A 13678-nucleotide genomic window follows, 5' to 3' on the forward strand; every position below is an offset into this window, starting at 1 on the left:
TCTCGAAGCATCCTCCGAGACGCCATTTCGCCAAGCTCAATGGCTCCTCAGGAGGAGCGGGTAAAGAGGATCTTGCCTGATCAGTCCGCCGCGGCCGGCGCGCCCAGCGAGGTCAGACGCACCGCGTCGCGGCCCGGCAGGCCGGGGAAGCGCGGCCAGAGCCCCTGGCTGATCGCGGCCAGGCTGGCGGGCTTCGTGCCCGACTGGCGCTGGTACATCCAGTAATTGCGCAGCACGATCGCGACATAGGCGCGGGTCTCGCTGAACGGAATCGATTCGATGAACAGCAGCGGATCCGCGAGGTTGCGGCCGCGCGCATTCCAGTTGGCGACCGAATTGGGCCCGGCATTATAGGCCGCGATGACCTTCGGGAGCAGGCCGCCGGTGGAGCCGATATTATCGGCCAGCTCGCGCAGATAGGCCTGGCCCAGCTCGATGCTGGTGGCTGGCTGTGCGAGCATCGCGGGATCGAGCGTCCGGCCCTGGTGGCGGGCGATCATGGCGGCGGTCGCCGGCATCAGCTGCATGACGCCGCGGGCGCCGGCCGAGCTGGTGGCCTCGGTGCGGAACTGCGATTCCTGCAGCGCATGGGCGAAGACCAGCGCCTTGTCGACCTGCCAGCCCGAGGCCGGGGTCCAGCCCGGCATCGGATAGCGCGCGCTGGCGGAGAGCTGCGTGCCGGACGGGCCGTTCTGGGCCAGCCAGATCTGGGTCGCCGGCAGGTTGAGCCGGGCGGCCAGGTGGACCAGCGATTCATGGTCGCGGCTGAGGCCGATGCGTGCCTGGTGGCGCAGCACCGACTCCGCCAGCGCGGCCTCGCCGATCTCGGCCAGGGCGGTGGCGCGGCGGACGTTGGCGAGCGCACCGATCCCCGCCCAGTCGTTGGCGGTGAGCTTCATGGTCGCAGCGCCGTCGTCGCTCAGCCCGAGCGCGTTCTGCGCGATCAGGCCGTAGAAACTCTCCTTCATCCGCGCCGCCGTGCGCAGCCGCGGCTCGACCCGCTCGGGATGGTTGCACGCCATGTCGGCGCGGCTGGTCCAATAGAGGCCGGCGGCGATCATTTCCGGATCCCGGGCGCGCGCCGACACCTGTTCGAAGGCGATGCCGGCGTTCAGGCAATCCTTCTGCCGCCACGCGGCGAGGCCGGCGACCCAGCTCGCCTGGACGGCCCAGTCACCGACGCCGGCGCGCGCCTGATCGGCGATGCGGCGCGTGTTGGCGTCGTCGCCGGTAAGATAATAGCCCCAGGCAAGCCGCTGCAGCCATTCGGCCTGCGCCTCCGGCGAAAGATCGCCGAGGCGGGCGATGATGATGGCCTCCGCCTCGCTGGGTTGGTCGCTGCGCAGCAGCGGGGTGACGATCTGGGCCAGCGCGGCGGCGGCGCTGTCGTTGCGCATGGCGCGGGCGGACTGGCGCTTGGAGGGGCCGGCGAAGCGAACGAAGTCGCGGGCCAGCGGCAGGGCGGGCGTGCTCAGTCCGCGGCGCGAGGCGAGGACGGCGAGTTCGGCGGCCTCGGGAAGATCCGGAGCGCCGGTCAACACAGCGGCGAGCGCGTCGTCGGAGACCTTGGGCGATCCCTTGGCGAGGATGAGCTCGGCCTGGGCAACATCGGTCAGGAGCCCGCCCGGCAACGCGGCGATGCCGGCCTGGGCCGCGGCCCAGTCGCTGCCGCGGATGGCGCTGAAGATAGCGCGGTACTTGCCGCGCTGCTCGACGGTCAGGCCGGAGACGATCGGCAATGGCTGGGCCGCGGCGGCGAGGCCGGCGGCGGCGATCGGGACGGCGACGGCATTTTGCGCGGCGGCGATGGCGGGGGTGAACGCCAGCACGCCGGCGAGGAAAAGCGAACGCATCATCCGAGCGTCTTCATCAGCAACTGGAGGTCCTCCCACGCCCGTTTCTTCTGCTCGGGGTGCTGGAGCAGGGTGCGCGGGTGGAAGGTGGCGATGGCGGTGGTGGCGCCGCCGGCGAGCTTGACGTCATGCGGCCGGCCGCGCGCCTCGACGAAGCCGAGGTTCAGGAAGGCGCGCGAGGGCTGCTCGCCCATCAGCAGCAGCGCCCGGGGCTTGGCGAGCGCGACATGGTGGCGCGCCAGCTCGCCGAACAGCGCGCCCGACGCCTTGTCGACATAGCCGCCGGCGGGACGCCCCGGGGCCATCGCGGCGAGATAGAGCGAATCGCGGCTGCGGCCGATCGCCGCCAGCATCTTGTCGAACAGCTGGCCGGCCGCGCCGGACAGCAGCGTGCCCAGGGCGCTGTCGTCCGCCTCCGGCAGGTCGACCAGCACCATCAGGCCCGAGGCGGCATCGCCCATCGCCGCAACCCGCGCGTGGAGCGGGATCGAGAGCTTGTCGCTGCTGGCGAGCCAGGCCTGGAATGCGGGAAGAGTGTCGGGAAAGGCGGCCGGCGAATCCGGCGCGGCGGGCTGGACAGGCTGGGCGCGAACGGAGGCCGGTGAAACGGCCGGCGCCGGCCGCTCGATTTTGGCCAGCCAGTCGCGCGGTTCCTCGTCGATCAACGTGTCGAGACCGGCGTCCTGCCACCAGCCCAAGAGGCTGGCAATGTCCGCCGGTGATCCGATATTTCCCCCACCCATCATGGCCGGGAGTAAAGGAATGGGTTGACGAAGGCGTCAATCTGCGGGCAGCGGCTTTAGGGCGTGACGTTTTTTTGACGCGATGATCGGAAGCAGTAACGAGGACGAGGTACATGTCGACGCGCGATTCCATGGCTTATGACGTCGTGATTGTCGGAGCGGGCCCCGCGGGCCTTGCTGCCGCGATCCGGCTGAAGCAGCTTGCCAACGAGAGTGGGCGCGAACTTGGCGTCTGCGTTCTGGAAAAGGGCTCCGAGGTCGGCGCCCACATCCTGTCGGGCGCCGTGGTCGATCCGATCGCGCTCGACGAGCTGCTGCCCGACTGGAGGGACCTCGACAGCCCGCTGACGGTGCCGGTGACCGAGAATCATCACTGGATCCTGACCAAGAACCGGCAGTTCTCGATGCCGCACATCGCGATGCCCGGCTTCATGAACAACGAGGGCACCTATACGCTGTCGCTCGGCAATCTCTGCCGTTGGCTGGCCGGGCAGGCGGAGAATCTCGGGGTCGAGATCTTCCCGGGATTCGCGGCCGCCGAGATCCTCTATAATGACGACGGCTCGGTCAGGGGCGTCGCGACCGGCGACATGGGCGTCAGCCGCGAAGGCGAGCACAAGCCGGACTATCAGCCCGGCATGGAACTCCACGCCAAATATACGTTTTTCGCGGAGGGCGTGCGCGGTCATCTGTCGAAGATGCTCAAGGGCAAGTTCGATCTCGAATCCGACTGCCAGCCGCAGACCTATGCGATCGGCATCAAGGAATTGTGGGACATCGATCCCGAGAAGCATGTGCCCGGCCGGGTGATCCACACCCAGGGCTGGCCGCTCACCGACGAGGTCGGCGGCGGCTTCCTCTATCACCAGGCCAATGGCCAGGTCGCGCTCGGCTTCGTGGTCGGGCTTGGTTACAAGAACCCGCACCTCTATCCGTTCGAAGAGTTCCAGCGCTGGAAGCAGCATCCGAAGATTCGCGAGATATTGGAGGGCGGGCGCCGCATCTCCTATGGTGCGCGGGCGATCAACGAGGGCGGCTGGCAGGCAATTCCGAAGCTGGTATTCCCGGGCGGCGCGCTGATCGGCTGCTCGGCGGGCTTCGTCAACGTGCCGCGCATCAAGGGCAGCCATACCGCGATGAAGTCGGGCATGCTCGCCGCCGAGGCCGCGTTCGAGGCGATCACAGCCGAGCGCGAGGGCGACGAGCTTTCGGCCTATCCGGTCGCGCTCAACGACAGCTGGATCGCCAAGGAACTGAAGATCGTCCGCAACAGCGAGCCGTTCGTCGCGAAGTTCGGCCCGTTCGCCGGCACCTTGCTGGCGGGCGTCGACATGTGGATGCGCAATCTCGGCATCGGGCTGCCCTTCACCCTCAAGCACCACAAGGACAATGAGGGAATGTGGCGCCAGGATATCGCGCCGAAGATCGTCTATCCCAAGCCCGACGGCGTGATCAGCTTCGATCGCCTGTCCTCGGTGTTCCTGTCGAACACCAATCACGAGGAGGATCAGCCGGTCCACCTGCAGCTCAAGGACCCGAGCGTCCCGATCGACATCAACCTGCCCTTCTACGACGCGCCCGAGCAGCGCTACTGCCCGGCCGGCGTCTATGAGATCGTCGGCCGCGACGAGGGCACGCCGCGCCTGCAGATCAACGCGCAGAACTGCGTCCACTGCAAGACCTGCGACATCAAGGACCCGACCCAGAACATCAACTGGGTGACGCCCGAGGGCGGCGGCGGGCCGAATTATCCGAACATGTGATGCGGGTGGGCCGGGGGAAACGCCGGCCCATTCGTTTTGGGCGATTACTGGCTGCAGGCGCTGTAGTCGCCATCCTGGCAGGCGGCGACTCGTTCGCGCCATTCGGCGCGCTCGCGCTCATAGCGCGCCTGCGCCCGGCGGTTGGCGGCGCGGATATCCGCGTTCGAACGATCGCGGCGGTTGACCGCCGCCTGCGCGCGGCTGTTCAGTTCGATGGTGCGCAACCGGTCGGCACGATGTTCGGCGTCTTCGACCTGCGCGAGGGCGGGGCTGGCGGCCAGGAGCGAGGCGGCAATGAGGGTGCGGATCATCCCGTGGCGCTAATCGCGTCATCCTTGCGGCACGCTGAACCGCCCCAAGCTTGCGTTGTCGGCCCAGCACCGATATGCGCGCCTTCGATGTCGACGCCCCGCAAGACCCTTTCGCTCAGCCGAGCCGCAGCGCCCGCCGATGGCCCCGCGCTGTCGCCCGAAGCCGAAATGCTGGCGCAGGCAGTGCGCCGCAAGCTGTGCATCGTCGCGGTCTATAACCGGACTGCCATGCAGATCGCGCCGCACATCCTCTACACCCGTCATGACGACCTGTTCATCGACGGCGTCGTCACGTTGCGCGACGGCAAGGTTCCGGCCGAGCTCAAGCTCGGCACCTTCAAGCTGGCAGGACTCAGCAATGTCTCGCTGACCGCGGAGAATTTCGTGGTCCAGGCGCTCTACGATCCCAGCGATTCCAAATATGAAGGCGTCACGGTCGCCAAGGCGGCTTAACGCCCAAATCGCTCTCTGCGCTACCTTGTCGAGAAAAGTGCCAAGAGAGATTCCAGCGTTCGCTGGAATGAAGAACAAAAGGGAAAGCTGTGAAGGCGGTGGCCTTCTGGGGCAGGGGGCCTCTTCGCAACGCGCCTAACGCAGCCTGCTGGCCAGCCGCCACCAGTCCGGGTGCGCGGCGGCGATCCGTTGATCGGCGGCGTCGCGCTTGTGCTCGTCATCGAACAGCGCGAAGCAGGTTGCGCCCGATCCCGACATACGCGCGAGCAGAACCCCGGGCTGGTCCGCCAGCATCGCCACGACATCGCCGATCACCGGGCATAGTTTTCGGGCCGGCGGCTCGAGATCGTTGCGGCCGGCCAGTGCTGCCGCCAGCGGATCGCCCGGGGCCAATGGCCCCCGGTCGATGCCGTCCCAGCCGGCGAACACCGGGCCGGTGGCCAACGGGGTGCCCGGATTGACGAGCAGCAGCGGCAGACCGGCAAGGGCGCTGGACGCGATCGACGTCAGCGCGTCGCCACGCCCGTCGCCGCGCAGGGTGGTCGAGGCGAGGCAGGCCGGCACATCCGCGCCAAGTCCCCGCGCAAGCTCCACAATCCGGGGATCGTCGATCGCAACGCCGTAACTGCGGCTCAGCATCCGCAGCGCCGCCGCCGCATCGGCCGAGCCGCCGCCCACGCCCGCTGCCACGGGCAACCGCTTGTCCAGCCGGAGCGCAGGCGGATCGCCCTGGCCCAGCAGGGCGGCAAGCCTGCGGGCGGCTCGCATCACCAGATTGTCCTCGGCATTATCGGTCGCCAGGGCGCCGCCGAACGGACCGGTCAACGCCAGCCCTGCGGCGCCGTCGACGATGTCGATCAGGTCGCCATGCTCGGCGAAGGCGAAGATCGTCTCGATGTCATGATAGCCGTCCGCGCGCCGCCGGCGGACATGCAGCGCGAGATTGATCTTGGCATAGGCTCTCTCGACGTGCCGGCCGGTCACTTCGCCGTCATCGTCGCGCCTGGTCCGTCGGCGAGCTTGTCGTTGATCCGGGCGGCGCTCGGCTTGTCGGCCTGGACGAGCGCGGCGCGCCAGGCGTAGCGCGCCTCGATCCGCCGGCCCGCCGACCAATAGGCGTCGCCAAGATGCTCGTTCATTATCGACTGGCCGGGCTCGCTCGACACCGCCCGCTCCAGCGTCGTGATCGCGCCGGGATAGTTTCCGCGCTTGTAGTAGAGCCAGCCCAGCGAATCGGCGATCGCGGCATCATTGGGGTCGAGCCCGCTGGCGCGCTCGATATAGACCTGCGCCTGGGCCAGGTTTTCGCCATGATCCAGCATGCCATAACCAAGATAGTTGAGGACGACGGCCTGGCTGGGATCGAGCCTGTTGGCCTGGAGCAGCAGCGCCTTGGCCGCCGGCCAATCGCCCGCCCGGTCGATCGCCCCGGCCTTGAGGAAGAGATGGACCCAGTTGGGCTGGCCGCGGGCCGCATCGATATCGATGGCGCGCTGATAGGCGCCTGCGGCCTCGGCCGAGCGATCGAGATCGGAGAGAATGCCGCCCAGCTCGACGAACGCCGCCGCGTCGGCGCCGGGTTGAGCGGCGAGCTTCCTCGCGTCGGCCAGCGCACCCTCGCGATTGCCCATCGCCAGCAAGATGCCGCCGCGTTCCTGCCGGGCCGCTTCGGACAGCGGATTGTCCGCGGGCACATGGGCGAGCAGCGCCAGCGCGGCATCATGATAGTCGTTCGCGGCGAGCAGATCGGCGGTCGCGATCGACGCGGCGGCATTGTCGGGCGCGATATAGCCGGCGAGCCGGGCGAGCTGGAGCGATACCGGCGAACGGCCGTCGCCCTTCACGTCGATGGCGAGCTGCGCGAACAGTTCGGACAGGCCCAGCGCGGGCGTGTCGATGGCGCCTGTCGTCAGCTTTCCCGCATCCAGCGCCGCGCGTGCGGCCGCCAGCTCCGGGGTCCGGCCGTCGAGGATCGAACGGGCGCCCGCGCTGTCTCCACGCTTGGCCAACAAAGCTGCCGTCGCCAGCTGGAGCCGGGTCGCACGGCTGTCGCCAGCGGCGATCAGGCGCCGCAGGTCGGTGAGGACGTCGGTGCGCCCGGTCGCCAGCGCGATCAGGATATGATGATCGCGGGCATAGGCGTTGGCCAGCGGCGTCCCTGCCGCCGGAGACGCCCTGCGGGCCGGATCATTTTCACCCTGGCCCAGCGCCACCCAGCCGCGCATCGCCGGAACGAGGAAGGCGAAGATCTGCTCGCGTTCGATCCGGTCGACCAGCGCGGCGGCGCGCTTCCAGTTGCGCGCGGTGACGGCATCGCCGAGCAGCATCAGCACGGCGTCGGCGGGCAGCGCGCCGGCCTTGTCGAGCTGGTTCGCGGCAAGGCTCGCCAGCTTGAAATTCCCTGCCGTCAGCGCCTGGCGATAGGTTCGCAGGGCCAATTGCCTGTCCTGCGGAGACGCCTGGAGCAGGCGGGCATAGCTCGCAGCGGCCGCCTCGGGCATGCCGTTGGCGTCGGCGAGCCGGGCATGCACATATTGCCGCATCTCCGATGTCGGATCGGTCAGGTTCGCCGGTGCTGCGATCGGCCACGCAATCAACAGACCCGCGACCATGGCAGCGCGCTTCGGCTTCATCATTTCACTCCCGGCATAGCAGGGCCTGTCTATCGCATATGGCCCGCGATAGGCCAGCCATAAGCGGCGGGCGGGCGGCACGGCCATCGCTCCGCACGCCCGTCTTGACGATGGACGACCGCTGCCGGGCCGCTAGAAACAGTAAAATGATTCGTCGACAGCTGATCGCCATCTCGCTTGCCTTGCTTGTCGCCACGCCGGCGCTCGCCGCACCGGACAAGGCCAAGGTCGCGGTGAAGACCAGCGAGGGGACGTTCGTGCTGGCGCTCGATGTCCGCCATGCTCCGATCACGGCGGGCAATTTTCTCGCCTATGTCGACCAGCATAAGCTCGACGGCACCCAATTCTATCGCGCGGCGCGCGCTCTGGGTAATGCGAAGCGGGGCTTCATTCAGGGCGGCGTGCACCGCGACGCGCGCCGTTCGCTGCTGCCGATCGCGCATGAGCCGACGAGCAAGACCGGCATCCATCATCTCGACGGCACGATATCGATGGCGCGGCGCGAGCCCGGCACCGCGCAGGGCGAGTTCTTCATCCTGGTCGGCGATGCCCCGGCGATGGATGCGCAGCCCGGCGGGCGCGGCGACACGGCCGGCTATGCCGCGTTCGGACGGGTGATATCCGGCATGCCCGTCGTCAAGCGCATCCTCGCGTCGCGAACCTGGCCCGGCGGATCGGGCGCGATGAAGGGCCAGCTGATCAGGAAGCCGGTGGAGATCATCGAGGCGAAGCGGTTGAAATAGGGTGCGGCGGCGGATGTCGAACTGCCTGGGCGGGTCGTCGCGGTCGGGCAGTTTCGATCGTTCACTGTGGAAAACCGACATTTCGCGACAGGTTCTGGCAGTGGCCAAGTCCCGGCGGGGCGTTGCCTGAGACCCGTTGCCCCGTGCCAGAACAGTCAGCAACGGCCAGCAGGAGAAGGGCCGCTGTTGATCTCTACGATATTGCCGCTCGGATCGACCACGAGCAACTTTCCTCGGGTCCCTGCCGCTGCAACCGGCTCCACGCAGTGAAGCACCGCCTGCGCCGAGGATCGGACGCGATCGCGGATCGCGAACCACTCTGCGTTCGCGACGACGTGGCCAAAGTGCATCTCCTGTCGCTGTTCGGCCCGTATGGCGCTACCCGGTTTGTCGTGCAAAGTGAGCTGGCCGCCGAACACATAGAGATTGGCTGCTCGATCGCCGAGCATCTCAATATCCGCCCCGAAACAGTCGCGATAGAAGGCGATGCATTCAGAAAAGGCAGCTACTGGCAGCGACAGGTGAAACATGCGCCTGCTCCCGTTCATGTGCTATTGTCCAGACCGACGATGGCCGCTTTCGGGCTGCCAAGGCAAGAGGCTGAGAGGCAATCGCGGGGTCGTTGCGGTAACAGGCGGCGGCCGCCTGTCTGCAAGCGCTCGCTTACTGTCATTCCATCCACACTGGTGCAATATGGCCGGGTCGGGCGCCCGCTGCTTCCAGATCGGCTCGCATCGCAGGCGGAGCATTCTTCCCATCGCCCGATTGCCTCGATAGGGTCGCGTCATGTTGCTGATCGTAGGAACCGTTCGCCTGCCGCCCCAAAATCTGGAAGCGGCTCGGCCGATCATGAAACGGATGGCGGATATAAGCCGCGCCGAGGAAGGCTGCCTGGAATATGGCTATGCCGAAGACATTTTCGATCCTGGGCTCATCCATGTGAAGGAAATGTGGACCGATCAGATCGCGCTCGACCGCCATTTTGCGGCCCCGCATTTGTCCGAGTGGCGGGCGGCCTGGCCAGGCCTCGGCATCGGTGATCGCAACCTGCGCGTCTACGATGTCGGTGAACCGCGTTCGACGTAGCCCGGGCCCGCTTACAGTCCGGCGCCATGAGAAGCAGCGGGCCCCGGGGGCGAGCCCAGGGCGACGGGAACAGGCAGGCGGGCCGTCAGCATGCGGCCTCCTTCATGGGTTCGCGACGTCAGCGCGCCGCGTTGGCGAAGGTGCCGTCGACCCAGACCAGTGGGTTGATCTCGTCATGGTTGAGAACCTGTTCCACTTCACCGATGAACAATGTGTGGGTGCCGATGTCGATCGTCTGGGTCGTTCGGCAGACCATGCTCGCCAGCGCGTCCTGCAGCACCGGGATGCCGTCGGGGCCTTCGATCCAGCCGCCGGTCTCGAAGCGCGCGCGGCCCTTTTTCTGGCCGCTGAAGATGCCGACCAGATCGCGGTGCCGATCGGCCAGGAGATTGACGCAGAAGTGCGAGCCTTCCGACAGGACGGGGTGGATGCTGGCGGAGCGGTTGACCGCGGTGAGCAAGGTCGGCGGTTCGGCGCAGACCGACATCACGGCGGTGGCGGCCATTCCGGTCCAGCCCTCGCCACGGCCCGCGGTGACCAGCGCGATGGTGGTTGCCAGCCGGCGCATGGCGTTGCGGAAACCGTCCTTGATATCGTCGTCGGTCATCTTGTTCTCCGTGAGGCCACTTTGGCGCTAAAGAAATGCTCGTCGGGGCGCAATCATACGCCGCCCGATCTTCGCGGGCATCGCCCCGGTGCGGCTTTTCTTTTGTCGGTCAAGCGGGTATGGCGGCGCCGATTCCAATATTATATCCCCATGAGGCTGCGGTTTGGCGAAAGAAGAGTTGCTGGAAATGCGCGGGCAGGTGGTTGAGCTTCTGCCCAACGCCATGTTCCGCGTTAAGCTGGAAAACGACCATGAAATCCTCGGCCATACCGCCGGAAAGATGCGCAAGAACCGCATTCGGGTGCTCGTCGGCGACGAGGTTCTGGTCGAGCTCACGCCTTATGATCTGACCAAGGGTCGCATTACCTATCGCTTCAAATAAGGGCGGCCGTTGTCCCGCTCCGCAAGTCCGCTGGTCCTGGCGTCGGGCAGTCCGCGCCGGGCAGAGTTGATCGCGCGCCTCGGGCTGAGCCCTGCCGCCATCGATCCGGCAGATATCGACGAGACACCGGGGAAGGGCGAGCTGCCATTGCCCTATGCCGCCCGCATGGCCGCGGAAAAGGCGATGGCGGTGGCGGCGCGTCACCCCGGCATGGCTGTTCTCGGCGCCGATACGGTGGTTGCCGCCGGCCGCCGGATCCTGCCGAAGACCGAGGATGCCGAGGCTGCGCGCAACTGTCTGACGCTGCTGTCGGGGCGGCGCCACCGGGTCCATTCCGCCGTCACGCTGATCGACGCCGGCGGCGTCGCGCGACATCGCCTGTCGACCAGCATCGTCGCCTTCAAGCGGCTGACGGTGGCCGAGATCGACTCCTATCTGATCGATGGCGAGTGGCACGGGAAGGCCGGTGGCTATGCGATCCAGGGCTATGCGGAGAGCTGGATCCGGATGCTGTCGGGCAGCCATTCGGGCGTGATGGGCCTGCCGCTGTTCGAAACCCGGGCGCTGCTCGCATCGGCGGGACTGTTGCCGGCGGCTGGTGCCGTTCATGATCCGATCGCATCGGATCGGCCGCGCTAGATGCCGATTCTTCGGCGATGTCCGGATCGGCAGACGATCGGTCCACGCCGAAATCGCCCCGATGCGTGAATGGCTATATGAAGCCGGCATCGGCGAGGTGCGCGCCGCGCTGATCGAGGACGGCGCGATCGTTGTCGCCGCGATCGAGGCCGATGACGATGGCGTGCGCGCAGGCACGGTGGCATCGGCGCGACTCGCCCGCATCGTCATTCCCGGCCGCCGCGCCGTGGTGAGGCTCGACACCGGCGAGGAAGCCCTGATCGAGCCCGTGCCGGGCGGCGTTTCCGAGGGTGGGCGGCTGATGGTGGAGATCCATCGCGCGGCCTTGCCCGAGCCGGGCCGCGCCAAGCTCGCGCTCGCACGGCCGGCGGCGGCTGACGCGGTGCCCGGACCGGCGCCCGCGCTGCTCGATCGGATCACGGCATCGGGCGATCCCGTGCGCCGGCTCTACCCGCACCAGCCCGATGCGCTGGAGGCGGCGGGCTGGTCCGAGCTGATCGACGAGGCAGCGACCGGCCATGCCGGGTTCGACGGGGGGGCGCTGCGCCTGTCCCTCACCCCGGCGATGAGCCTGATCGACGTCGACGGCTGGCTCCCGCCCGCCGATCTCGCCATTGCGGGGGCCGCCGCGGCAGCTCGGATGATCCTGCGCCACGGCATCAGCGGCTCGATCGGCATCGACCTGCCGACCGCAGGCAGCAAGGCGGCCCGCCTCGCCGCGGCCGAAGCGGTCGACGCCGTCCTGCCGCAGCCGTTCGAGCGGACCGCGGTGAACGGCTTCGGCTTCCTCCAGATCGTCCGCCGCCGCGCCCAGCTGTCGCTGCCGGAGCGCGTGCAGGGGGATCCGGCGGGCGTGGCGGCGCGCGCCCTGCTGCGCCGTGCCGAACGGACGCCGGGCGCAGGCCTGCGGACGCTGACCGCGGCGCCGGTGGTGATCGCGCTGATCGAGAAGAATGTGGCGTGGCGCGAAGAGCTGACGCGACGAATCGGCGCATCCATCAACTTGCGCGCCGACCCCGCACTCGCCATATCGGCCGGACATGTCGACGCCGAAAATCCCTAGATGCCCCCTGTGCCACAAGCCCGAGCAGCAGAAGTTCAGCCCTTTCTGCAGCCAGGGATGCCGCGACAGGGACCTGCTGAAATGGCTGGACGAGGGCTATCGCATCCCCGGCCCGCCCGCCGATCCGGAACCCGAATAAATCGGCAAAAGCAGGCTGGACATACCGCGCACCCCGCCTCTATAGGCACGCCTTCCAACGCCAAGTGCCCAGGTAGCTCAGTTGGTAGAGCATGCGACTGAAAATCGCAGTGTCGGCGGTTCGACCCCGTCCCTGGGCACCATTTTTCCAATTTTCGTGCGATAGAAGAACGCGGACCGCGGGCCCGCATTTAGATGTGCTCGCACCACTGCGGCCTCTGCTTTCCGGACTGCAATGACTCCGGCGGTGAGAAACCTGAAGCCTGGTGTTGCGATTTCTCATTCGGTTCGCCGGATTGGGCGGGTATAACCTCAACACTCGGCACGCACTCGTTGAAAAAGGCGGCCATCGATCGTGGAGAGGTCCAACCATGGCAAGCGATATTCAGCTGGCGTCGCCGTCGGCGGCTCGACCGTCGATCGCCGTCAAGCAGCTATCGGGCGTGTTTGGAGCGCAGATCTCCGGTATCGACCTGTCGAAAGACCTCGATGCGGACGCTCTCGACCACATTTACGCGGCGCTCGATCAATACCGAGTCCTCGTCTTTCGAGACCAGCAAAATGTGCAGCCGAGGCATCTCCTTCAGTTTGCCAGCCATTTCGGCGAGCCCGAAACCGCGGAGCATCCGCAGCATCCCGATTATGATGGCGTCGTGGGTGTCAAAGTCCTGCGCAGCGACGCCAAGGAGGTCGGCAACCGATTTGCCGATAGCTGGCATACCGACGGCGCGACGCGGACTGATACCCGCTACATCAGCGTCCTGCAGGCGATCGACATTCCCGAATACGGCCGGGACACTCTGTTCGCCGACATGGTAACGGCGTATGAGAGGCTGTCCGCGCCCATCAAGGATTTTCTGGAAACGCTGACGGCCGAACATAATTGGGGCCTGCAAAAGCCCGGCTCCCCGTCGGTCTACCATCCAGTCATATTGACATGCAGGCGCACCGGCGCCCGCGCGCTCTATGTCAATCGCGTTTACACCAAGTCGATCAAGGGGTTGCGCAGTGACGAAAGCGACGCCCTACTTGATTTCCTGTTCAAGCAGGCACGGATTCCCGAACTGCAGCTCCGAGTCAGCTGGGAACCTGGCACTATCGTGATGTGGAACAACGAGCTGACCCAGCACTACCTCGTCTTCGATCGCGCCTATCCGCGTGTCATGCATCGCGTCATGGCCACCTGACAACTCGACGAACCGAGCGCTCGACGAACATTCGGTGATCTTTTTTCCTGATCGGCATCTTGACGATTCTGGCCCGT

At 67.0% G+C, this 13678-nt stretch carries 16 protein-coding genes and 1 tRNA gene; 10 read left to right on the plus strand and 7 right to left on the minus strand.

All coding sequences use genetic code 11. From position 1 onward, the window contains the following. Positions 1-80: 80 nt before the first annotated feature. Both AC1DQK_RS09400 and AC1DQK_RS09405 read right to left on the minus strand, forming a co-directional pair. Entirely contained in the window at positions 81-1856 is a 1776-nt protein-coding gene (locus AC1DQK_RS09400; protein ID WP_477869732.1) for a lytic transglycosylase domain-containing protein, read from the minus strand. Next, positions 1853-2599, minus strand: coding sequence for a uracil-DNA glycosylase (locus AC1DQK_RS09405; RefSeq protein ID WP_477869734.1), 747 nt, complete (start codon positions 2597-2599; stop codon positions 1853-1855). Before AC1DQK_RS09405 ends, AC1DQK_RS09400 begins: the two co-directional genes overlap by 4 nt. A gap of 110 nt (positions 2600-2709) precedes the next feature. Between AC1DQK_RS09405 and AC1DQK_RS09410 the strand changes: the two genes are divergently transcribed. Continuing rightward, a complete protein-coding gene (locus AC1DQK_RS09410; protein WP_477869736.1) occupies positions 2710-4359 on the plus strand; it encodes an electron transfer flavoprotein-ubiquinone oxidoreductase in 1650 nt (549 codons plus the stop codon). Between the two features lie 44 nt (positions 4360-4403). Here the strand turns inward: AC1DQK_RS09410 and AC1DQK_RS09415 are convergent, their stop codons facing one another. Next, positions 4404-4670: a hypothetical protein gene (locus tag AC1DQK_RS09415; RefSeq protein ID WP_477869737.1), complete on the minus strand. Its 267-nt coding sequence runs from the start codon at positions 4668-4670 to the stop codon at positions 4404-4406. A gap of 87 nt (positions 4671-4757) precedes the next feature. On the opposite strand from AC1DQK_RS09415, the gene AC1DQK_RS09420 reads away from it, so the two are divergent. After that, on the plus strand, positions 4758-5123 hold the full coding sequence (locus AC1DQK_RS09420) for a hypothetical protein (protein ID WP_477869739.1): 366 nt from the start codon (positions 4758-4760) through the stop codon (positions 5121-5123). A gap of 135 nt (positions 5124-5258) precedes the next feature. On the opposite strand, the gene AC1DQK_RS09425 is transcribed toward AC1DQK_RS09420, so the two are convergent. Together AC1DQK_RS09425 and AC1DQK_RS09430 are read right to left on the minus strand one after the other, a co-directional pair. After that, positions 5259-6107 carry a 4-(cytidine 5'-diphospho)-2-C-methyl-D-erythritol kinase gene (locus tag AC1DQK_RS09425; RefSeq protein ID WP_477869741.1) on the minus strand — a complete coding sequence of 283 codons (849 nt, stop codon included), beginning with the start codon at positions 6105-6107 and terminating at the stop codon, positions 5259-5261. After that, entirely contained in the window at positions 6104-7759 is a 1656-nt protein-coding gene (locus AC1DQK_RS09430; protein ID WP_477869743.1) for a tetratricopeptide repeat protein, read from the minus strand. The genes AC1DQK_RS09425 and AC1DQK_RS09430 overlap by 4 nt, the downstream gene beginning before the upstream one ends. 143 nt (positions 7760-7902) lie before the next feature. On the opposite strand from AC1DQK_RS09430, the gene AC1DQK_RS09435 reads away from it, so the two are divergent. Continuing rightward, complete coding sequence (locus AC1DQK_RS09435) at positions 7903-8499, plus strand: peptidylprolyl isomerase (RefSeq protein WP_477869745.1); 597 nt, start codon at positions 7903-7905, stop codon at positions 8497-8499. Between the two features lie 155 nt (positions 8500-8654). Here AC1DQK_RS09435 and AC1DQK_RS09440 read toward each other — a convergent pair whose 3' ends face one another. Then, entirely contained in the window at positions 8655-9029 is a 375-nt protein-coding gene (locus tag AC1DQK_RS09440) for a VOC family protein (RefSeq protein ID WP_477869747.1), read from the minus strand. A 256-nt stretch (positions 9030-9285) separates the two neighbouring features. On the opposite strand from AC1DQK_RS09440, the gene AC1DQK_RS09445 reads away from it, so the two are divergent. Then, on the plus strand, positions 9286-9585 hold the full coding sequence (locus tag AC1DQK_RS09445) for a putative quinol monooxygenase (RefSeq protein ID WP_477869749.1): 300 nt from the start codon (positions 9286-9288) through the stop codon (positions 9583-9585). A 118-nt stretch (positions 9586-9703) separates the two neighbouring features. Here AC1DQK_RS09445 and AC1DQK_RS09450 read toward each other — a convergent pair whose 3' ends face one another. After that, positions 9704-10192, minus strand: coding sequence for a flavin reductase family protein (locus tag AC1DQK_RS09450; RefSeq protein WP_477869751.1), 489 nt, complete (start codon positions 10190-10192; stop codon positions 9704-9706). Positions 10193-10355: 163 nt separating this feature from the next. Here AC1DQK_RS09450 and infA point away from each other — a divergent pair, with 163 nt between their 5' ends. From infA to AC1DQK_RS09480, 6 genes are all read left to right on the plus strand, one after another. After that, positions 10356-10574: a translation initiation factor IF-1 gene (infA, locus tag AC1DQK_RS09455; protein ID WP_010162480.1), complete on the plus strand. Its 219-nt coding sequence runs from the start codon at positions 10356-10358 to the stop codon at positions 10572-10574. Positions 10575-10583: 9 nt separating this feature from the next. Further along, complete coding sequence (locus tag AC1DQK_RS09460) at positions 10584-11213, plus strand: Maf family protein (RefSeq protein ID WP_477869756.1); 630 nt, start codon at positions 10584-10586, stop codon at positions 11211-11213. 61 nt (positions 11214-11274) lie between these two features. Continuing rightward, positions 11275-12276, plus strand: coding sequence for a ribonuclease (locus AC1DQK_RS09465; RefSeq protein ID WP_477869758.1), 1002 nt, complete (start codon positions 11275-11277; stop codon positions 12274-12276). Continuing rightward, entirely contained in the window at positions 12254-12415 is a 162-nt protein-coding gene (locus AC1DQK_RS09470) for a DNA gyrase inhibitor YacG (RefSeq protein ID WP_477869760.1), read from the plus strand. The genes AC1DQK_RS09465 and AC1DQK_RS09470 overlap by 23 nt, the downstream gene beginning before the upstream one ends. Positions 12416-12481: 66 nt before the next feature. Then, positions 12482-12557 (plus strand) — tRNA-Phe (locus AC1DQK_RS09475). Between the two features lie 228 nt (positions 12558-12785). Further along, positions 12786-13601, plus strand: a complete 816-nt coding sequence (locus AC1DQK_RS09480; RefSeq protein WP_477869762.1) for a TauD/TfdA dioxygenase family protein — start codon at positions 12786-12788, stop codon at positions 13599-13601. Positions 13602-13678: the final 77 nt, after the last annotated feature.

Source organism: Rhizorhabdus sp. P4_G5 (assembly GCF_056401065.1).